We start from the raw sequence: 20949 nt of genomic DNA on the forward strand, positions 1-20949 counted from the left end.
CCCTCTAATACAAGAATGCATGGTATGTAAGTTTGTTGAATACATTCGACGCCGGTTGGTAATTTCCTTGGTAATCTTAGGCGTATATGAAAATTTAATTGTCTCAAATAAAAGAACCTTCTTCAAAGCATAGTATCTGCTTTAAAGAAGGCTCCTTGTCTTATATAGAACTGCCCTCCATCGGAGCAGCCAATATTAATTTGCCGCGGGGCTGCTCCCCGTAAGCGTCTGGCTCCACCGTAATGGCGACCGTGTCATAATTGCCTGGCTCGAAAGTATAATACAAAGCACCGATTCCGTCGCGGGCCAAAAACGTGCCGGCATTCTTCTTTTCTTCACCTTTGATCAGCCATACTTGAAAGGCTTCGTTGTCCTGGAGCTCGGGCAGCTTCTCGGCCTGAACGACAAGATGCGTTCCCTGACTGTCGATGACAATCGTTGCCAGGCCTTGGGCTACAATATCTTGTGACACCGGGTCCAGCTTTACGGCTTCTCCCAGCTTTACGGCTTCTCCCAGCTTAAGGCCTTGAGAAGGCTTTAAAGCGGACGCAAGCTGATCTTGGAGCCGGGCTGTTTCAGCCTTGGATGCTTGCAGCTGCTGCTCGGTTTCTTCAGCTATCGCTGTCTGTTCTTTCAGCTCCTTAATTTCTCCACGCAGTCCAGCAGTATATACTCCAATCGCAATAACGGCTGCAGCCAGGCCTGCACTGACAGCTCGCCATCGACCATAATGTCGTGTTCGTGACCTTGGTGTGCCGGAGTTGGCTGGGTAATCTGTCTGATCTGTCTGATCTATCTGATCGTCAATGCTATGATGTACGGCTTCAGCTTCGGTTTTCTCCGGATTCAAAACGTTCCCCAGGATCCGATTTTTCATACCAACAGGCGGTGTAATTGGTTCTGAGGCCATCGGAAGAAAATCCATAACTTGTCTCATCTGCTCCACCTGCTCCAGACATTCCGGACACTGAGTCAAATGTTCCTCGAAGTCTTCTATTTCGGATACGGACAATCCCCCAAGTACATACAGTTCAACGAGTTCTGACATCGTTGTATGCTTGTCCTTCATATGGTTTCTTCCTTTCTTGCAGTATCCCTTAACAAATCCAGCTGACCCAGACGTTTCTGCAGCTGTTTCATGGCAAGCCTGACTCGGCTTTTTACCGTACCCAATGGGATTTTGAAAGCATCGGAAACTTCATGCTGTGTCATCCCTTGGTAGTAAATACTGCTGACGACAATTTGTTGTTCTTCACTCAACTCTGCTAATGCTTCGGAAACTTTTTCGCCCAGCCATCGGTTCTCTACTTCCTGTTCCGTGCTGATGTGCTCATCTGGAATCAGATGAATGACTTCATTGGTAACTGGTGATGCAGCATGGCGTGAGGACTTGCGTCTTAACATATCGATGGCAATATTTCTTGTAATGGCAAACATCCATGTCATTAACTTTCCCTGCTGACCATCATAGCGCTCAGCATGATTCCAGATTCTAAGGAAAAGCTCTTGCACGACCTCTTCTGCTGTCATGGTATCTTGTACAATCCGGAAAGCAAATGCGTAAATAACCCGCTCATACTGATCATACAACTGTTCCAGTGCAGCAGCATCTTTTTCTATAATTCGCAGCATCAACTGGCGTTCTGCTATCAATTCATTCATCCGGGGGCTCCTTTCCTTGAAACCTCCTTATATTATAACCTTCGCAGGATAAGTTCCAAGGGATTACATTTTATTGAAAAAATTTAGAAAGATGGTCTAGGGACAAAGTACTACTATGGATTATTAACCTAATGAAGAGGGTTTGCCGCATCGTTATCAATAATAATATTCATTTATAGGTCTGAAGTTATGTTCGTCTTTGAAGCGAAGGTATCTATTGAAAGATGTCGAAATACATTGTGAGACGTGATGCGCGGATGCGATCTACAAAAGGATAAAGGGGTTACGATATCGCTATGGATACAATTAAGCTGAAAAAAATTGAATTGGAAAACTGCAGTCCTGTTCCAACGATGGATGAGAGTAAGCTGAACAAGTTCTGGGATGAGGTATTACGGGGGTTTGAAGATCGGCCGCTGGAGATACAGTCATCTGAAGAAGAGACACCTTACCCTGGCATGAAGGTGTCCAGGATTACTTATAAGGGTTTTGACGAGACGCCGATCCACGCTTGGCACATCAGACCGGGATGGATAGAACCTTCCACAGAATATACAGCACCCTGTGTTGTGACTTTTCCGGGGTACACGGGGGATCGCGGATATCCTGAGCGATATGCACATTGGCTGATGCTTGGCTATAACGTATTGGCTGTGGATGTGCGCGGTCAGCTGGGAGAAACGGGCAGTCTGCTGCCGCTGGATTCTGGTGCTGTAAAAGGCTGGGTTTCTCAAGGGATTACAAATTTACAACAATCCTATTATATGGCTGCCGCAATGGATGCTGTGAGAGCGGTAGAGACCGCAAGTCAGCTGCCGGGCGTTGACACAAAAAGGATTGCCGTCGTCGGCGGAAGTCAAGGCGGAGGACTTGCTTTGTTATGTGGAGCACTCAGTCCGTTTGTGGCTGCAATTGTGGCGGATATCCCCAACATGTGCCGAATGGATTACGGAGTTCTTCACTCGGCCAGCTCACTGAACGAAATTGCAGCATATATTAAGCGCCATCCGGAGCAGCTGGACTTGATTCTGTCTCATCTGGCCCACTTTGACATGCTGAACCTTGCTCCGCGAATCAAGGCTCCTGTATTGGTTTCGGTAGGATGGAAAGATAATATTTGTATGCCGGAGACGGTTTATGCAGCATATAACCGAATTCAGGCTTCTAAAGAAATCAGGGATTATCCATTTTCCGGCCATGAAATCAATGAGTATCAAAAGCGCGAAGCTGTTTCGTTTCTAAGTCGTTTGTTTGAAGCGTCTTCTTCAGCAGATGGTAAATCGACGTAAACTAATGTTACGCATAAATTTATTTTGTTAGATTAATTAACATTAACTTATTGACTTTAGGCTTGTTTTGCCTATAATAAAACACAAGAAGCAGCTGAATCATTATAAAATGGTTTAAAACTTCGATTTATGTAATTATATTTGACATGAAGGGTGTTTTACTTGATGACCACGTCAGGCGAATTCAAGCAAGACATTTTGAGGGTTTACAACGCGATAAATAAAAAGATATTTAACGTGGGCGTAAGACAGCAAAAGGTCGATTTCGTCGGCAGCAAAATTATCATCGTCTCAAGAAATACCCGGGTTCCTGTTCTGAAGCTGCTGGACGAGAATTATCCGCAGTCCACCCGGCAGCTGGATCATCTATTGTTTCAGGTGCTGAAGCAGGAGATCAAGCAGGCTTTTGAAGAACAGCTTCAATTGAATATCATCACGATTCTTAAAGATTACGATGCAGAGACCGAGTATTCCGGTACCATCGTATTCCTCGATAAGGACGTGGAATGTTATCTGAACGACAAGCCGGAACTCCATTGAGAGAGCGGGCCGATCGTCAGTTTGGTACTCGGGATGCACATGTGTATGTGCAATCCTGTGACTGGACTGGCGATTTTTTATTATCTATTCTGAAACATTCATGAATTTTCAGAAAAAAAGGAGGAAGAAGCATGACTCAGCATAAAATCGAAATTTCAGGGGTCAGCAAGTGGTTCCGCAGAAACGGGGAAGAGATCGCTGCCATGCGTGAAACCAATCTTTCCATTGAAGCTGGACGGTTTGTCAGTATTATCGGTCCCAGTGGCTGCGGCAAGTCAACACTGTTCAATATCATCGCCGGATTAATGCCGCCATCTACAGGTAAGGTGCTGGCAGACGGCGAGAACATCATCGGAAAGACAGGGTATGTCGGCTATATGCTGCAAAAAGACATGCTTCTCCCCTGGCGTACGATTTTGGACAACATTATTTTAGGTATGGAGGTGAGAGGGGTTCCGTATCAAGAGGCGGTGCGACGCGCTCTGCCCCTTATGGAGAAATATGGACTGAAGGGATTTGACAAGCACTATCCCAAAGAGCTTTCCGGAGGGATGAGACAGCGGGCCGCTCTGCTTCGAACGCTGCTGTATGACCGGGATATTATTCTCCTGGATGAGCCATTTGGAGCGCTGGATGCCCAGACCCGGCTGACCATGCAGAACTGGCTGCTGCAGATTTGGCAGGATTTTGGGAAGACCGTCCTGTTTGTCACACATGATATTGATGAAGCGATTTATCTGTCAGACGATATTTATGTATTCTCTTCCAGGCCGGGCCGGATTAAATCAAAAATTACTGTGACGATGGATCGCCCGCGCAAAACGGAAGATATGACCTCCCCGGCGTTTATGGAATTGAAGCATCATCTTATGGATCTGTTATCGGCCGGGCATGAGGAAGAACCGATTTCCTCGTGACCGGAAAGTGCATCACCATACGTGAAAAGGAGTGGAATCTATGGAAACTGCACGTAAAGAAGCATTTGTGGTACATGCCGTTCCCTCATCTGAAGCTTCACCGGGAACTGCCAAACGTCCTGAAGTCGTTCCGTTCATTTTAGATGAAGAGGGGATCGAGAAACGCAGAACCCAGCATGTACTTTGGGGCCGAACGGCGGCGGCGCTACTAATCTTTCTGGTATGGGAGGTGTTTACCCGAATAGGTCTGCTGGATCCTTATTATTGGAGCAGTCCGGGCGCGATCCTGCAAACTACCTGGATTCAGCTGACAGAGGGATCATTGCTTAACGATATTGCTTATACATCGGGTTCTACCGTTCTCGGATTTATTTTCGGAACACTGCTTGGAGCGCTGATTGGCTTATCGTTCTGGTGGTCCAAAACCTATGCCGGCATCAGTGAACCTTACCTTATTATTTTGAATGCCATGCCGAAGCTGGCGCTTGCGCCGGTACTGGTCATTCTGCTTGGCATCGGATTTTTCTCCAAAGTTGCCCTGGCGTTTTCTATGACGGTTGTTGTGTCGGCACTTTCCGCCTACAGCGGGGTGAAGAGTGTGGATCCCGATATGGAGAAGCTAATGTATTCCCTGGGCGCGAAACGTCGTCAGGTGTTTGCCAAGGTTGTCATTCCCTGGTCCATGCCCTGGATTATCAGCAGTCTGCGGATTAACATTGCACTTGCGCTTGCAGGAGCCATTGTAGGGGAGTTTATAGCTTCAAGCCAAGGAATCGGCCGCATGATTTTGTATGCGGGCACGATCCTGGATATCAATCTCGTTTGGGTTGGCGTCGTGGTGTTGTCACTTCTCTCGATGGTCATGTACTGGGGGGTGGTTGTGCTGGAACAATGGCTCTCCAAAGGTCTGGCCAAACAATAATTCCAAATGTCTCGCCCACTCTATTTAAAAAAGGGGAATTCATATGAACAAAAAGATGAAGAGACTGTCGCTGATCATGGCTGCTCTTTTGATGACATCGCTGTTGAGCGCTTGTGGAGGAGGGAGCTCGAAAGAAGCTGCTGTCGCAGCATCCGGACAAGGGAGCTTGAAGAAGATTGTCATTGCAGAACCGCTGCACTTAACGGGTTATTTGCCGCTGTATGTGGCGCAGCGTGAAGGGTATTTCGAGAAGAGAGGTCTGGATGTGGAGGTAATTCAGGCTGCGGGCGGCGCACATGTTACAGCTGTGGTCAGTGGTGATGCATGGGGTGTCATTGGAGGAACCGAATCGAACGCACTGGCAAACAAGAATAACTCGGATCCCATTATTTCAGTTGTGAATGTGGTGAATCGGGCTAATGTATATCTCATGGCGAAGAGTGGAACTGCCCCGGTCAGTCATTCCCCGGAAGATCTGAAAGCTTTTCTGCAGGATAAAAAATTAAATGCCGGCCGTCATGGCGGCACACCGAACTTGTTGACACGTTATCTGCTGATCGAGCTGGGGCTGGATCCGGAAAAGGATGTGCAGCTGCTGGAACCGGCAGACGGTTCAACTGTTGTGACCATGGTTCAGCAGGGAGCGGCGGACATTGCGAACGGAGCCGAACCACAGATTAGTGACGGGATGGCAAAAAAGGTGTGGGATGAACCTTTTTACAAATTTCATGATCTCGGTGATTTTGCCTATTCGGTAGTGAGTGTCAAGAAATCGACGATAGAGAAAGATCCGGAAACGGTTCAAAAATTCACAGATGCGATGATCGAAGCTCTTGAGGCTGTTCAAAGCGACAAGGAGCTCGCGACCAAAAATTTGAAAGCTGAATTTCCAACTCTGTCGGATGAGGCACTTCAGGCTTCAATGGACCGGGCATATGAAGATAACCTGTGGAGTCCGGACGGGATGATCTCAGAAGAAGCCCTGAAGAATGATATGGATGTCATGATCAAGACTGGCATTTTCAAAGGTGACTATACTTATGACGAACTGGTCGATATGCAGTTCGTGAAGCAATCCAAACCCGAATAGAGATAAAGGAGAGGTTTCTATGAAGTCATTAGATGAGTTAATGCAGCAAAGTAATACTGCCGTTATTGTGGTCGATGTGCAAAATGATTATTGTCATCCGGATGGAGCCCTGCCTCTTACCGGAGCTGATATTAGCGGAGTCAAGGAAATGATGCCAAACCTTCATAGACTGCTGAAGCAGGCGAGGGAGGAAGATGTGCCGGTCATTTTTATCCAGACATTCCATGAAAGGGCGACGGACTCTGAGGCATGGACGACTCGTTCCGCCGGCCGCTCTGCCGGGGTATGCCGCACAGGCAGCTGGGGTGCACAATTCTATGAGGTAAGCCCGGAAAAAGAGGACATTATCGTCAACAAACACAGATACAGCGCTTTTGTAAATACCAGGCTGGATTCGGTCCTCCATACATTGAAGACGGAAACCCTCATTATTACAGGTGTCAGTACCAATGTATGTGTGGAATCCACCGCAAGAGACGGTTTTATGAGAGACTATAATATTGTGCTCGTTCATGATGCCTGTGCGTCTTATTCCAAGAAGGCGCATGATATGACGCTGGAAAATATTGAAGGATACTTCGGGAAAGTTACTTCTGCCGATGGTATCATTCAGAGCTGGACGGAAGGGGGCGCAGGCAAGGCGGCGGGGGCTCTCACAGCACATCCGGCTGTAAGCTGACCAGACGGTCGGAGCCAGATATGTCTTCCGGATCCCGTTATCTGACCCCTTATACGATCTGTTTCGGAGCTCTGCTCTCCAATCTGTCTGCCGGAATGTTCAATATTGCCTTGGTGGATATTGCAGACTCTTTTTCCTCAACACTGTCTTCAGCGCAGTGGATCGTTACGGTGTATCTGCTCGTCATATCGATACTGCTGCCAATTATGGGGAAGTTCGGTGACCTGCTGGGCAGGACCCGGATTCACAATGCAGGTTATTTTATCTTCATGGCCGGAGCACTGGGCTGTGCATTGTCACCCTCCTTGAAGCTGTTGATTCTGTCGCGTGTGGTACAGGGGATCGGAGCTTCGATGTACCAGGCGACCAATATGGCACTCATTGTCCACGTTTTTCCGAAGGAACAGCGCGGCAGGGCACTGGGAATGATCAGTACATTTGTAGCGGCCGGTTCTCTGGCCGGTCCCGGCCTTGGAGGCTTCCTGATGGAATGGCTTTCGTGGCGCAGCAGTTTCTGGATTCTGGTTTGTCTGTCCTTGACGGCATGGATTCTGGCACGGCGATTCATTCCGAAGGACAATCCGGATGGGGGAAGCCGGCTGGATGTTCCCGGGGCGGCTCTGTTCGCCGTATCCTTGACGGGTTTCGTGTCAGCCATAAATATGGGCGGGACATGGGGATGGGGCTCCTGGCAGGTAGGTCTGCCCCTGGCTGCAGCTGCAGCAGGAGGCGTGATTTTTGCAGCCTGGTGCAAATCACCTCGCCGGCGCTGGGGAGAGCCGTTTATCAAACTGTCACTCTTCCGCGAACCGGGTATGGCTGCCGGGATTGGCATCACGGTAGTTACATATATGGCTGCCTTTTCCGCTCAACTCGTTCTACCCGTGTTTCTGCAGATGGAGCTTGGATTCGGCCCCGCTGTGGCCGGTATGATCATGATGGGATATCCGCTGTCTCTGGTCATTTTCTCGCCGCTGTTTGGAGGTTTGTCGGACAAGCTGGGGATTTTCCCTCTGCTGTCTGGAGGGCTGTTGTTAATGACCGCCACACTTGGCATGCTCGGGTTTCTGTCGGCTGATTACTCGGTCGTTCTTTTGATTATTCTGATTGTGCTCCTTGGCGGAGCGATGGGGATGGTCACCTCTCCAAACAATTCTCTGATGATGGGACGCGTTCCGAAAAAGGAGATGGGATTAATCAGCAGCCTGATTGCGCTGTCCCGAAACCTCGGTATGATGTTTGGTACGGCTGCCGGGGGGATCACGCTGGGTGTAGGGAATCCAACCATGAGTTATCGGCTGGTATTTATACTCTGCATGCTGCTGACCTTGATTTCTTATATGACGATGCTCCTATCCTTCCGTTCTGTCCGTCAGAAAGAAACGCTGTCTTCTTAAATAAAACCTCTTATCTCAGGCTAAAACAAGCCGTGGTAAGGGGTTTTTCAGCGTGTATATACATATTGTTTAGAAACGCGTTCATGAGAGGGGCTTTTCTTCCGATAATAAAAGTATAGTTATCCTCAATGAGAAGGAGACCACTGTTTTGAGTCAAATGATGACAGAAGGAACTTTTAAAGACAGTATGGAACGATACCGGCAGCTGGTTGAACTTTGTCCTGCAGGTATTGCTGTTTTTAAAAGAGGGTCAATGATTTACCTGAATCCCAGCGGAATGAATCTTCTAGGCACGGATCAGCTGGTGGATGTGATCGGCACCCGCCCCTGGGACTGGGTTGTAGAGAATAAGAGAGTCATGAAGAGAGAAGTTTTTGGAGAAATACAGAAGAACGGCTGTGTCAAAGGTAAAGAGCTAATCATCCGAAAAGTGACGGGTGAAATTATAGATATAGCAGCAGGTGTAATATATGACCAATCGTCAGGCACACTGGAAATCGTATTTGAAGACATAACGCAAAGGAAAAGGGATGAAGAAGCACGGAGAATGGCGGAAGATCTGATTCGCGAGAGTGAAGACCGGTATTTCCGCCTGCAAATGAGCCTGGATCAGTTTTCGTCCGGATTGTTTGGCACGATTGAAATGGAAGATGTGAATCAAAGGTTTATAAAAGAAGTTTCACACGTCGTGCGAAGCCGGTCGGTGAGCTTGGTTGAAATGGGAGATCAAACCGGTCTTAAAGTTATTAGCGGAGATCCTGTCCTGCAGACGAGCATTGTAAGGATGATGCAGGAGATGGGGCCAGATGCGCTGCCGGTATGCCTGCTGATGGATACGTTGGACGGACACTTTTTGAAAATAGCAGAAATTCAAGGGAAAAGCTTCATCTTGTGCATTAACGAGAACTGCTCTGAACTTATTGTACAAGCGGTCAGAATATGGCTGGAGACGGTTTCTCGCTATGTCAGTGTATTGTATGATAATTTCCGTGTCATCGGAGATTTACAGCATGAGCTGAACCAGCTGTCAGAACATCAATCCTCGCCGGTCTGGGTGCTGCGTCTCATGTTTCAGCTGTCGGAGAAGGAACGCAGGAATCTTGCCCAGGATCTTCATGATGCTGCCCTGCAGGAGCAGATTGTATGGTACAGGAAGCTGGATGAGGTTATTTCAAGTGCTGGATTATCGGACTCTGTTGAAGCTGAGTTAGAGCAGATCAAGCAGGGGCTGCTGGATGTGATGTATCAAATCCGAATCACCTGTAATGAACTGAGGCCGCCGCTGCTGAAGGAGCTGGGGATTGAAAAGTCCCTGGAAGAACTTTTTGCATTTACCCAGCTTCGATCAGATTACACGATCACCTTTCATTGTACGCAGCTCCAACGCTCGCTTAGCATTGATCTGCTGCTCCATCTTTACCGTATTGTTCAGGAAATGCTCGCCAATGCCTCAAAGCATTCGAATGCCTCAGAGGTCGAGATAGTCTTAAACGGTTCTGGTTCACGGCTCTTTCTTAGTTACAAGGATAACGGAGTGGGAATGAATCTGCGGGGTTCTGATCACCTTCATACGAAAATGGGAGTTTACGGTATTAAGGAACGGGTGAGGAGTTTGCAGGGAGACATCAAGTTTACATCCGAGCTGGAACAGGGATTGGAAATTCATATATCGATTCCAACAGCATAGATAATGACGAACGAGAAAGGGGAAACAAGATGTATGAAGTTTTGTTGGTTGATGATCATCTATCGGTTATGGAAGGCACACGGCTGCTGCTGGAACAGGAAGGGGATATGAGAGTAACCTTGGCAAGCTCGGCGGAAACAGCATTGGAATGCTGTGCTGCTGGGCATCGGTTTGATGTTATGTTGTTTGATCTTCACATGCCGGATATGAATGGCATTGACCTGGCCAAAACAATGATTCATCAAAGGCCTGATGCTGTGATCCTGATGTATACCGGACATGATTTCAGCAATCAGATGAATTTGATGCTGGAAACTGGGATTGCCGGATTGATCTCGAAAGCTTCCAGCCGTGAACAGCTTGTAACAGCAGTTCGTTGTGCCCTTCGAGGGGAAGTCGTACTGCCGCTGTCTCTATTCCGGCAGATGAGAAGAGTGACAGGGCAGTCTTTAGAGAGTGGTCAAAATAATCATGCACAGGGAGCCTCTCTGATTTCGGAAAAGGAATATCATATACTGAAGCAGATTGCTGGCGGAAAAAGCAATAAGGAAATTGCTGAAAAAGTGATCATGAGTCAGCGGTCTCTTGAATACTGCCTGACCCATCTGTTTCAGAAACTGAAGGTGAAATCGCGGATTGAAGCGGCCATAAAAGCCAAGGGCTTGGGGCTTTTGTCTGATGGTGATTTTATTGCCCGTTAATCTATCAGTGTGCACGGCCTGTCCTCTTTTGCGGACAGGCTTTTCTTGTTTTCGACAAATATCATCATAATACCGCAAAATTTTTGCGGGGGCGCGCAAATTAATTTCGGTTACTGCTTTTTATGAGCGAGGTATGATGGATTTATCAAGAAATTACTAGGTCTTTATTCATGGTTTTTAAGAAGGTGTAGTTCTTGGGAACGGCATGAAAAAACACTAGAATTGATGAGACACGAAAAAATGGGGGATAAAAAATGCAATGGTTTAGAAATTTGAGAACATCAGTGAAACTGATCTCTGCTTTTTTACTGGTATCTGTGCTGACGGTGACTGTAGGTTATTTTGGGCTCAATGGTTTGAAAAAAACGAATGGACTTCTGGATGGTATGTATAGTAACAATTTGAAGCCTGTTACATATGTTTCGGACGCACTGTCCACGTATCAGCGAATCCGCATTAATATCCGGGATATGAATACAACGGATGTACGAGCAGAGAAGGATGAGAAAGCAGAAAAAATTAATGGCTTTATGTCCAGAATCGAAGAAGGGATTCAAAAATATAAAGATACCGAATTGACTGAGCAGGAAGAACAGCTTCTGGGCCAATTCCCGGTCGTGTGGCAGGAGTATTTGGCGGTTTTAGAGGAAGCCAAAGAGCTTGCCTATGCAGAAGAAGCCGGACCGTTTAATGTACTGTTAATGGGCGACCTTACGGTTTCCGGTAATAAAGTGTCGGGACTGTTTGATGAACTGATGCAAGTCAATACAACACTTGCGAATCAGCGATTTCAGGAAGGAATAGAACAATACGACAAAACCCGGTGGGTACTGATCATTTGTACACTGGTGGCGGTTGTATTCAGTATTGCTCTCGGTATTATCATCTCCAGGATGATCTCGGTTCCGCTTGGCCGTGTGGTAAAGCTTGTAGGCAAAGTTGAGAGCGGAGACCTGACAGAAACCACGAAAGTAACATCTAAGGACGAAATTGGACAGCTTACCGGATCGGTCAACAGTATGGTGCTGAGTCTTCGTTCTACTGTAGAAGGCGTGATGCTCTCTGCTGAGAACGTCGCGTCGGCTTCACAGCAAATTTCGGCCAGTACCGAAGAAGTGGCTGCAGGCAGTGAAGAACAAGCCAATGCTACCCAGTCCATCCATGAACTCTTTGGGGAACTGACATCTGCCATGTACTCTGTGGCCAAAACGGCGGAGCAGGCTTCGGAACTTGCCGGTGAAACGATGAGCATTGCCCGGCAAGGGGGCGACGTCATCAAGGCATCTGTCGATGGCATGAATGTGATCAACGAGCAGGTTGTGAAACTGGAACAAGATTCCAATCAAATTGGTGAAATTATTGACGTCATTGATGATATTGCAGAACAGACCAATCTTCTCGCACTGAATGCTGCTATTGAAGCTGCACGTGCCGGTGATCAGGGACGCGGCTTTGCTGTCGTCGCAGATGAAGTGCGCAAACTGGCGGAACGAAGTGGTGAAGCCACCAAGCAGATCACACTTATTATTAAAGGTATGCAGGAAAATACACGGAACAGCGTCAAAGCGGCACATGAAGGTGCTGCGTTGTCGGGGCAGACCGGAGAAGCCTTTGACAGAATCATATCGAAGGTGAACGAATCTGTAGACAGAGTGAACGAAATCGCTGCCGCCAGCGAACAGCAGGCTGCTCAATCCACAGAAGTGCTCACGGCTGTCCAGAGTATATCGGCCGTTACGGAAGAAGCTGCTTCTAGCAGCGAAGAGACAGCAGCCACGGCCCGTTCACTTGCAGATTTAGCGGAGGAGCTAAATCAGGTGATATTCAAATTCAAGGTTAAGTAAGTTTAAGTCACGTGAAGGATGCGATGAGAATGCAGACTGCTGTAAATGAGCAGTACATTGAGTTTGGAATTCAGCAGGAAAAGTACGCTATCCGGATTCAGGAAATTCAGGAGATTGTTAAAATGCAGGAGATTACCCCGGTTCCAAGCATGAATAGTTTTGTTAAAGGGGTTATCAATCTGCGCGGAAAAATAATTCCGGTGATCAGTCTGCGAAGGCTGTTTGATCTTCCGGATGCCGAATATACAAGATCAAGCCGGATGATTGTTGTGTATCACATGGATGAAACTATCGGCATTGAAGTGGATTATGTCAATAAGGTAACGCGTTTCCCGGATGTTCAGCTTCCCGGCGATCAGGTTGGCAGCGTGACAGGAAGATATTTTGCAGGAATCGGTATGTCGGATCACGGACTTACCGGAATTCTGCAATTGAATGATCTTCTGCTGCAAGAATAAGGAGGAAGACATCATGCAGTCGGAGTACAGGGAGCTGTTTCTTGAAGAGTTGGATGAGCAGCTGGAGGTCATGGATCATGGAATACTCAAGCTGGAGCAGGAAACGGATAAGAAGGAAGCTGTTCAAAGCCTTTTTCGGGCGGCTCATACTTTAAAGGGCTCGTCAGCAGCTATGGGGTTCGAGTCCATGAAACTGCTGACTCACGAGATGGAACATTTGCTGGATAAGGTGCGCAGCGAGAAGCTGCTGGTATGCCCTGCTCTGATTGATCTGCTGTTCCAGGTGCTGGATCATCTCAAACTTCTTAAAATGGAAATAGTAGAAGAAGTGGGAGGTTATACAGATATTTCCTCCATACTGCTGAAACTTCAACGTTTTGAAGACGAATTTTTCTCAATTAAGAAATCTTCGGCCTCCAGTACGGTCAGAAATCACGGAGTTAAACCAAAGCTGGATCAAGCAGACTGGATGAAAGTGACAGAGTATGTGCAGCAGCAGCTGCACGTACACTGGATTACAATCCGAATATCTGCTGATTGTCTCATCAAAGGGGCGCGTGCCTATATCATCCAAGCCGGGCTCGCGGAAACAGGTGAGATGATCCTGGTTTCACCTGATGCAGCAGATGTGGAGGAGCATACGGATGCTCCTCTGGATCTTGTAATTCTTCATGCGTGCGCTATGGATGCGGAACAGTTGATGGAGTACCTTTCCGGATATACAGATATAGAAAGTGCATATGTTGAACCACTGCAGCCAGAGGAAATCGAAACTTCACAATCTCAATCTCAGTACGAATTCAAGAATACAAATGAAACCTCTGCCCCGGTCAAATCTAAATCCCAGACGGTACGGGTCAGTGTGGAACGCCTGGAGCATTTGATGAATCTTGTCGGTGAGCTCGTCATAGACCAGAAGCGGATTCATCAGGTGGAGCAGATTCAGAAAAGGCGTTTTTCTGACGATTCCGTCAAAGAGTTATCCCACATCTCAGATCATCTTTCTCGTGTAATCGGTGACCTGCAGGATAGCGTAATGAAAGCCCGAATGCTGCCTATTGAGCATTTGTTAAATCGATTTCCTAGGATGATACGGGATTTAAGCCGTGACCTGGGTAAAGAAATGGATCTCATCATTGAAGGAAAAGAAACTGAATTGGACCGGACCCTGATCGAGGAAATCAGCGATCCATTGATTCACTTGATTCGCAATGCAGCTGATCATGGCATTGAGACATCCGAGGTCCGCTCTGCTTGCGGCAAATCCCCTAAAGGAATGCTGCGGATCCGTGCTGCTCACGAAGATAATCAGGTTGTTATATATGTAGAAGATGACGGAGCCGGAATTCATTCAGATAAAATGAAAGATTCCGCGGTTGCCAAAGGCGTTCTTACACGAGCAGAAGCAGAAGCACTAAGTGATCGTGAAGCGGTAGAACTTATTTTCCGTCCAGGCTTTTCAACCGCAAGCAGGGTCAGTGATGTTTCCGGCCGTGGTGTAGGAATGGATATCGTCAAGAGTCATATCGAAAAACTGAATGGACTTATCGAGATTGAAACCAGCCCGGGACAAGGCACTCAGTTTAAAATCAAGCTTCCGCTCACGCTGGCTATTATTGAAGGACTGCTGTTCCGAACTGCGGACCAGACCCTTATCATTCCAATGAGCAACATCGCTGAAATTGTCAGAATCAAGACAGACGATCTGATTTTATTGAGAGGTAAACCGGTCATTCGCTTAAGAGACCAAATCATTCCTGTGAGCCGTCTAGAAGAGCATTTTCATATGAAATATACAGAAACTTCATTGAAACAACAATACTCCCTAATTATTGCCGGATCTGCAGAAAAAAGAATAGCACTGGTGGCTGATGAGCTGCTTGGAAACCAGGAAATCGTCGTTAAATCATTGGGTCAATATATCGGCAAGGTTCCAGGTATTGCTGGAGGGACAATTTTGGGGGACGGAAACGTCGCGTTAATACTGGAAATCTCTTCATTAATAAACCGTCGGGAGAAGAGCCGCATGCAGGGAGGGCTGCTCGATGAGCGGCAAAGAGCATAATTCAGAAATGAAAGGCCGAACCATAAAAGTATTGGTTGTAGATGATTCCCTCTTTATGCGCAGATACATCAAGCAGCTCGCGGAAGAAGATGGGGCCATTGAGGTTATTGGCACTGCAAGAAATGGAAACGAAGGCATTCGAATGGTTATGGATCTTCGGCCGGATGTCGTGACAATGGATGTTGAGATGCCGGGCATGAATGGTTTGACGGCCCTGTCAAAAATTATGGAAGAACTGCCGACTCGTGTTCTCATGATCAGCTCGATGACGCGCGAAGGCGCTGATAGCACAATCCAGGCTCTCCAAAGCGGAGCGGTTGATTTTATTGCAAAACCTTCTGGTCTTGGTCCTGATATGGAAGGAATTAAGCAGGAGATTATTTCTAAAATCAAGGCAGCTGCCCGGACCCCTTTATCCTCCCTGATCTCAGCCCGAAGAAAGAATCGTGTGAATCAAGTCACCGGCACCTGCCCCAAAACAGCTCGTGGGGCCTGTAAGTTTGACCAGATCATAGCGATTGGCACTTCTACAGGAGGCCCGAAAGCGCTTGAGACGGTACTTGGAGGGCTTCCGGAGGGGTATCCTCACCCTGTGCTGATTGTCCAGCACATGCCTGAGAAGTTCACGGCATCGCTGGCTGAACGCCTGAATCGGAACTGCCGTATTGTTGTTAAGGAAGCGATATCTGGAGAGCGGTTGGAAGGTGGAACTGCCTACATCGCCCCGGGAGGTTACCACATGTCCGTTCGTGTTACACAAGGGAAGTATGAGATTATTATTTCTCAGGAAGAGCCTCTGAATCGTTTCCGTCCGTCGGTAGATATGCTTTTTTATTCCGTTGCAGCGCTTTCGAATCTGCAGCGTCACTTTATCCTTATGACCGGCATGGGCAGTGATGGTGCGAAAGGCATGTCTTATGCCAAGCGGCATGGAGCGGCCTCTACCATAGTCGAAGCACAGGAGACTTGTGTTGTATTTGGCATGCCAAGGATTGCCATTCAGCTGGGATGCGTAGATCATATTTTGCCGTTGACGATGATTGCGTCTAAAATCAGACAATTGACTCTGGAGTAGAATGCTGTAAAGAGAGTATTTCTTTTCGCCCGGATCATATATTTGCTACACTAAACGTATGTTCTTCAGCTGCAGGCCAGGAGGTAAGCATATGTATGGTAGTCTGTTTCAAAGAGAACTGATGAAAGGGGGGTACGGCCCCCATTTTTTTGCCTATTATTATAAACAGTGGAACGGTTATGAGATGCCGTATCATCAACATGACGCTACGGAGATTATGTACATAATTTCCGGGAAGTGCAGAGTGGACGTGCTGTCTGGCGGGAAGACGGAGCATGTTGCTCTGCGCAAAGGTGATTTCATCCTGCTGGATGCCGGCGTCTCTCACCGGCTGCTGGTTGAACCGGAATCATCGTGCCGGATGCTGAATACAGAATTTGGATTCACCGACCTCAGAGGAGGTGCACCTTCACTCTTTCCCCGTGCAATTGAGGAGAAGGAGCTGAGCTCCCTGCTGGCCGTGCCTTTTACCCATTTGGTGCTCACCGGCCAGGAAGAAGTGTATCCCGTTCTGAAGAGCCTGGTACTGGAGCTGGACCAGCGGGGGACGGAGCGGGGGATGATGACGGATTTACTATTTGTTCAACTGCTGGTGCGGATTGCCCGTCTGTATGCAGAAAAACAAAAAAGCGCGCAGCAGCATAGTGAGCTATACGTGAAGCGATGCGTTGATTTTTTACACCAGAACTACGACCAGGATATTCGCGTCCAGGATGCCGCAGAAACCGTCAATCTGCACCCCTCTTATCTGCAGCGTATCTTCCGGAAGGGAACCGGAAAGACACTGACCGCGTATCTGACCATGATCCGTATGGAAAAGGCCGCTATGCTGCTGGAACAGACCGATATTCCGATTCACGAAATTTCTGAATATGTGGGCGTCGGGAGCCGGCAGTATTTCCATCTGCTGTTTAAAAAATATAGTGACCAGACACCGGTAGAGTACCGGATGTCCAAAGGGAAGATGGCTCGCCATTACGAATCGGAAGCAGAATAAGTCAGAATTTTTGACAGCTGTGACGGGTTTTGGTCATCATATTGATAACGTTTACAGCCCTCCAACCTTTACAATGAATGTGAATTGAACAAGAATGTGGAGGGATACGAATGTCATTCAAAGTCGCATTTATCGGTGCGGGAAGCATCGGGTTTACCCGGGGACTTCTTCGTGATTTGCTGAGCGTACCGGAATTCAAACATGTGGAGATTGCCTTTACCGATATCAGCCGTCACAATCTGGATATGGTAACCCAGCTTTGTCAGCGCGACATAGAGGAGAATGGGCTGGATATCGTCATTCAGGCCAGCACGGACCGGAGGGAAGCCCTTCGGGATGCGAAGTATGTCATCTGCACTATTCGGGTTGGCGGATTGGAGGCTTTTGCCGCCGACGTCGATATTCCGCTCAAGTACGGAGTAGACCAATGCGTGGGAGATACTTTGTGTGCAGGAGGTATCATGTACGGACAGCGGGGTATCCCTGAAATGTTGGCGATCTGCAAGGATATCCGTGAGGTTGCTGCAGAAGACGTACTGCTGCTGAACTATTCCAATCCGATGGCGATGCTGACCTGGGCCTGCAATCAATACGGCGGTGTCCGTACGTTAGGGCTGTGTCATGGCGTGCAGCATGGTCATCATCAGATTGCAGAAGTATACGGCCTGAACAAACAAGATGTGGACATTGTCTGTGCCGGAATTAACCATCAGACCTGGTATGTCCAGGCATCCCACCAAGGGCAGGATTTAACGGAGGGGCTGCTGGAAGCCTTTGAGAAGCATCCGGAATACAGCCGTACGGAAAAGGTTAGAATTGATATGCTCCGCCGGTTCGGATACTATAGTACAGAATCTAACGGACATTTAAGTGAATATGTGCCGTGGTACCGCAAGCGGCCGGAGGAAATCAAGGACTGGATTGATCTCGGAAGCTGGATCAACGGCGAGACTGGCGGATATCTTCGCGTATGTACAGAGGGCAGAAATTGGTTCGAAACGGACTTTCCTAACTGGATGAAAGACAAGCCGATGGAATTTAAACCGGAGAACCGGGGAGAAGAACACGGATCCTATATTATTGAAGGCCTTGAAACCGGAAGGACCTATCGCGGTCATTTCAACGTCATCAACAATGGGGTCATTTCGAACCTGCCGGATGATGCAGTGATCGAAGCACCGGGTTACGTAGACCGCAATGGTATCTCCATGCCTGTGGTCGGAGACCTGCCTCTAGGGCCTGCCGCTGTGTGCAATGTCAGCATCTCGGTTCAGCGTCTTGCCGTGGAAGCTGCGGTTCATGGGGATGACCAGCTGCTTCGTCAAGCTTTTATGATGGACCCTCTGGTGGGTGCGGTCTGTAATCCGAAGGAAATTTGGCAGATGGTAGACGAAATGCTGGCCGCTCAGGAAGAATGGCTGCCGCAATACGGAACGGCCATTGCCGAGGCCAAGTACCGTCTTGCGAATCACACGCTGATTCCGGTGAAACAGAATGAAGGTGCTGCCAGACTCAAAGTGAAAACGGTGGAAGAAATGCAGCAGGATCGTGAAGCGGCCAACCGAAATGCCGGGGAGTCGGATAAAGGCAAGGAACGCGAAAAGGTGTAACACAGTGATCATGTATAAAGGCCGAAGACAAGCTCCATGGGGTGCTGTCTTCGGCCTTTTTTTACAGCGTGGTACGATCTCTCCAGAATGCTGTGTCTGTTTTGTCCAAGCTGCGTATACTTAAACTAAGCGTGTACGAACATCCAGAAAGGGGCGTATGGCAATGAAGATTGGTGTACCCAAGGAACTGAAAAACCGGGAAAACCGTGTCGGCATGACGCCGGGAACGGTTCTCCGCTTTAAGCAATCAGGACATGAGGTGCTTGTACAGAGAGGAGCCGGTACAGGCAGCGGCTTTACAGACGAGGAATATCAGGCGGCAGGGGCACGGGTTGTGGATACGTCCGGCGAAGCATGGTCAGCAGAGATGGTCATCAAGGTTAAGGAGCCTCTGCCGGAAGAATACCCGTATTTTAGAGAAGGACAAATTTTGTACACGTACCTCCATCTAGCTCCGGAAGCCGAATTGACACGGGCCTTGGTGGAAGCGAAGGTGACAGCGGTCGCCTATGAGACGATTCAGCTGGAAGACGGCAGCCTTCCGCTGCTGACCCCGATGAGTGAAGTTGCAGGCCGGATGTCGATTCAGATTGGAGCACGTTTTCTTGAAAATGCGAATGGGGGTAAAGGGCTGCTTCTGAGTGGTGTTCCCGGCGTTGCTCCAGGCAGCGTAGTCATTATCGGAGGAGGTACAGTCGGTACGAATGCGGCACGAATTGCCATGGGTATGGGGGCTGATGTCTCTATTCTGGATAATCATGCACCGCGCCTGAGGCAGCTGGATGATTTATTTCAAGGCAGGGTGAAGACGATTATGTCTGATCCGTATCATATCGCACAAGCCGTGAAGCAAGCCGATCTGCTCATCGGGGCCGTTCTGATTCCAGGCGCTCGAGCGCCGCGTCTTGTCACAGAAGAGATGGTCCGTTCCATGACACCCGGCTCCGTTATTGTCGATGTGGCGATCGATCAGGGAGGGTGCATCGAGACGATGGATCGGATTACGACACATGACCAGCCGGTGTATGACAAATTCGGGGTCGTACATTATGCCGTTTCCAATATCCCCGGCGCCGCTGCACGCACTTCGACGCTGGCGCTCACCAACGTAACAGCACCATACGGTCTGGAAATTGCCAGCCGGGGTATAACGGAAGCAGCCCGGTTCCGTAAAGAACTGGCCAAGGGCATTAATGTCATGAAGGGCAGGGTCACCCATCGGGCAGTAGCAGAAGCGCTTGGATATAACTATACGGCGGCAGATGACCTATTGGCAGACGGTTGAGTGGAGAGGAGAGGTGAGAGGAGAGGCTGATTTTCCTCTCTTCTCATATGAAGTGGTCATATGAACCCGGACGCTGCACTACATATCCTGCCACTGAGACTCTTCATCTGCAGCGGCCTGGATTTCATCTGAGCCAATGTTGATGTACCTGTATCCTTCTTCCATATATTTGTCCAATGCCCTTTCTTTGATAAATTTGGGACTTGCCTCACCATTATCCTCATCATATACTAGAAGAATTCCGTCACTTTTGCGCAACAAAAGCTCATCCCGCGCTTTAAACTGCCAGCTTCCCTGATAAGCCTCTTTACTGACCGATGAATAGAAATCCACCTGTTTTACAAGCTGCTGGAAATATTCTTTCTTCTCATCATTCCACTGTTCTTCCGGATGAGCGTATGCTGTAATAATGGAGCATTTGAGATGAGGATATTGGGACTTTAAAGAAATTGCCGCTTCACAAGCCCATAAGTCTACTCCATACTGCCCCGGTGATAAGACCCACTCCAGTCCTTCTTCCACCAGGGGAATCAAGCGTGACTCGATGGCTTTGCGGATATAGGGAATGCCTTTATGCTTGTTATTGTAAACACCTAACTCGTGTGCCCGGTATCCGGTAACGAGGAGATTTTTCATATTTTGCACTCCTTGAGATTATACATATCTGGTTTTACTATAACATAAAGCATTCAAGACAGTTTGCAGGCAAATGTTACAGATGTTGCTCATTT

Annotated in this window: 19 protein-coding genes; 16 read left to right on the top strand and 3 right to left on the bottom strand. The window is 48.1% G+C overall.

Annotation, left to right across the window (positions count from 1 at the left end; all coding sequences use genetic code 11):
- Positions 1-160: 160 nt before the first annotated feature.
- Positions 161-1069 carry an anti-sigma factor gene (locus tag HII30_RS05130; RefSeq protein WP_169503922.1) on the bottom strand — a complete coding sequence of 303 codons (909 nt, stop codon included), beginning with the start codon at positions 1067-1069 and terminating at the stop codon, positions 161-163.
- Positions 1066-1662 (bottom strand): RNA polymerase sigma factor, encoded by a 597-nt coding sequence (locus HII30_RS05135; protein WP_169503923.1) that lies wholly within the window; start codon positions 1660-1662, stop codon positions 1066-1068. The genes HII30_RS05130 and HII30_RS05135 overlap by 4 nt, the downstream gene beginning before the upstream one ends.
- Positions 1663-1958: 296 nt before the next feature.
- On the opposite strand from HII30_RS05135, the gene HII30_RS05140 reads away from it, so the two are divergent.
- The 16 genes from HII30_RS05140 (at position 1959) to ald (ending at position 20218) form a co-directional block, all read left to right on the top strand.
- On the top strand, positions 1959-2951 hold the full coding sequence (locus HII30_RS05140; RefSeq protein ID WP_169503924.1) for an acetylxylan esterase: 993 nt from the start codon (positions 1959-1961) through the stop codon (positions 2949-2951).
- A 165-nt stretch (positions 2952-3116) separates the two neighbouring features.
- Positions 3117-3491, top strand: a complete 375-nt coding sequence (locus HII30_RS05145; protein WP_169504103.1) for a Na-translocating system protein MpsC family protein — start codon at positions 3117-3119, stop codon at positions 3489-3491.
- 131 nt (positions 3492-3622) lie between these two features.
- Positions 3623-4408, top strand: a complete 786-nt coding sequence (locus HII30_RS05150) for an ABC transporter ATP-binding protein (protein ID WP_169503925.1) — start codon at positions 3623-3625, stop codon at positions 4406-4408.
- A 40-nt stretch (positions 4409-4448) separates the two neighbouring features.
- Positions 4449-5330 (top strand): ABC transporter permease, encoded by an 882-nt coding sequence (locus HII30_RS05155; protein ID WP_169503926.1) that lies wholly within the window; start codon positions 4449-4451, stop codon positions 5328-5330.
- Between the two features lie 43 nt (positions 5331-5373).
- Positions 5374-6420 carry an ABC transporter substrate-binding protein gene (locus HII30_RS05160; RefSeq protein ID WP_169503927.1) on the top strand — a complete coding sequence of 349 codons (1047 nt, stop codon included), beginning with the start codon at positions 5374-5376 and terminating at the stop codon, positions 6418-6420.
- Between the two features lie 19 nt (positions 6421-6439).
- Positions 6440-7099 carry a cysteine hydrolase family protein gene (locus HII30_RS05165; protein WP_169503928.1) on the top strand — a complete coding sequence of 220 codons (660 nt, stop codon included), beginning with the start codon at positions 6440-6442 and terminating at the stop codon, positions 7097-7099.
- Between the two features lie 20 nt (positions 7100-7119).
- Positions 7120-8496: an MFS transporter gene (locus HII30_RS05170; RefSeq protein ID WP_169503929.1), complete on the top strand. Its 1377-nt coding sequence runs from the start codon at positions 7120-7122 to the stop codon at positions 8494-8496.
- A 157-nt stretch (positions 8497-8653) separates the two neighbouring features.
- Entirely contained in the window at positions 8654-10183 is a 1530-nt protein-coding gene (locus HII30_RS05175; protein WP_246246142.1) for a sensor histidine kinase, read from the top strand.
- Between the two features lie 29 nt (positions 10184-10212).
- Complete coding sequence (locus HII30_RS05180) at positions 10213-10884, top strand: response regulator transcription factor (RefSeq protein ID WP_169503931.1); 672 nt, start codon at positions 10213-10215, stop codon at positions 10882-10884.
- A gap of 254 nt (positions 10885-11138) precedes the next feature.
- Positions 11139-12728, top strand: coding sequence for a methyl-accepting chemotaxis protein (locus HII30_RS05185; RefSeq protein ID WP_169503932.1), 1590 nt, complete (start codon positions 11139-11141; stop codon positions 12726-12728).
- 29 nt (positions 12729-12757) lie between these two features.
- Entirely contained in the window at positions 12758-13186 is a 429-nt protein-coding gene (locus tag HII30_RS05190) for a chemotaxis protein CheW (RefSeq protein ID WP_169503933.1), read from the top strand.
- A 13-nt stretch (positions 13187-13199) separates the two neighbouring features.
- Entirely contained in the window at positions 13200-15251 is a 2052-nt protein-coding gene (locus HII30_RS05195) for a chemotaxis protein CheA (protein WP_169503934.1), read from the top strand.
- Positions 15232-16326 carry a protein-glutamate methylesterase/protein-glutamine glutaminase gene (locus tag HII30_RS05200; protein WP_246246114.1) on the top strand — a complete coding sequence of 365 codons (1095 nt, stop codon included), beginning with the start codon at positions 15232-15234 and terminating at the stop codon, positions 16324-16326. Before HII30_RS05195 ends, HII30_RS05200 begins: the two co-directional genes overlap by 20 nt.
- 91 nt (positions 16327-16417) lie before the next feature.
- The gene (locus tag HII30_RS05205; RefSeq protein ID WP_169503935.1) at positions 16418-17323 is read left to right on the top strand and encodes an AraC family transcriptional regulator; all 906 of its coding nucleotides are present in this window, start codon (positions 16418-16420) and stop codon (positions 17321-17323) included.
- A gap of 110 nt (positions 17324-17433) precedes the next feature.
- Positions 17434-18933 carry an alpha-glucosidase/alpha-galactosidase gene (gene melA, locus HII30_RS05210; RefSeq protein ID WP_169503936.1) on the top strand — a complete coding sequence of 500 codons (1500 nt, stop codon included), beginning with the start codon at positions 17434-17436 and terminating at the stop codon, positions 18931-18933.
- 163 nt (positions 18934-19096) lie between these two features.
- Positions 19097-20218 carry an alanine dehydrogenase gene (ald, locus tag HII30_RS05215; RefSeq protein ID WP_169503937.1) on the top strand — a complete coding sequence of 374 codons (1122 nt, stop codon included), beginning with the start codon at positions 19097-19099 and terminating at the stop codon, positions 20216-20218.
- 78 nt (positions 20219-20296) lie between these two features.
- On the opposite strand, the gene HII30_RS05220 is transcribed toward ald, so the two are convergent.
- Positions 20297-20854: an SLOG family protein gene (locus HII30_RS05220; protein WP_169503938.1), complete on the bottom strand. Its 558-nt coding sequence runs from the start codon at positions 20852-20854 to the stop codon at positions 20297-20299.
- Between the last annotated feature and the right edge of the window lie 95 nt (positions 20855-20949).

This window comes from Paenibacillus lemnae, assembly GCF_012933385.1.
Classification (GTDB): domain Bacteria; phylum Bacillota; class Bacilli; order Paenibacillales; family Paenibacillaceae; genus Paenibacillus_AQ; species Paenibacillus_AQ lemnae.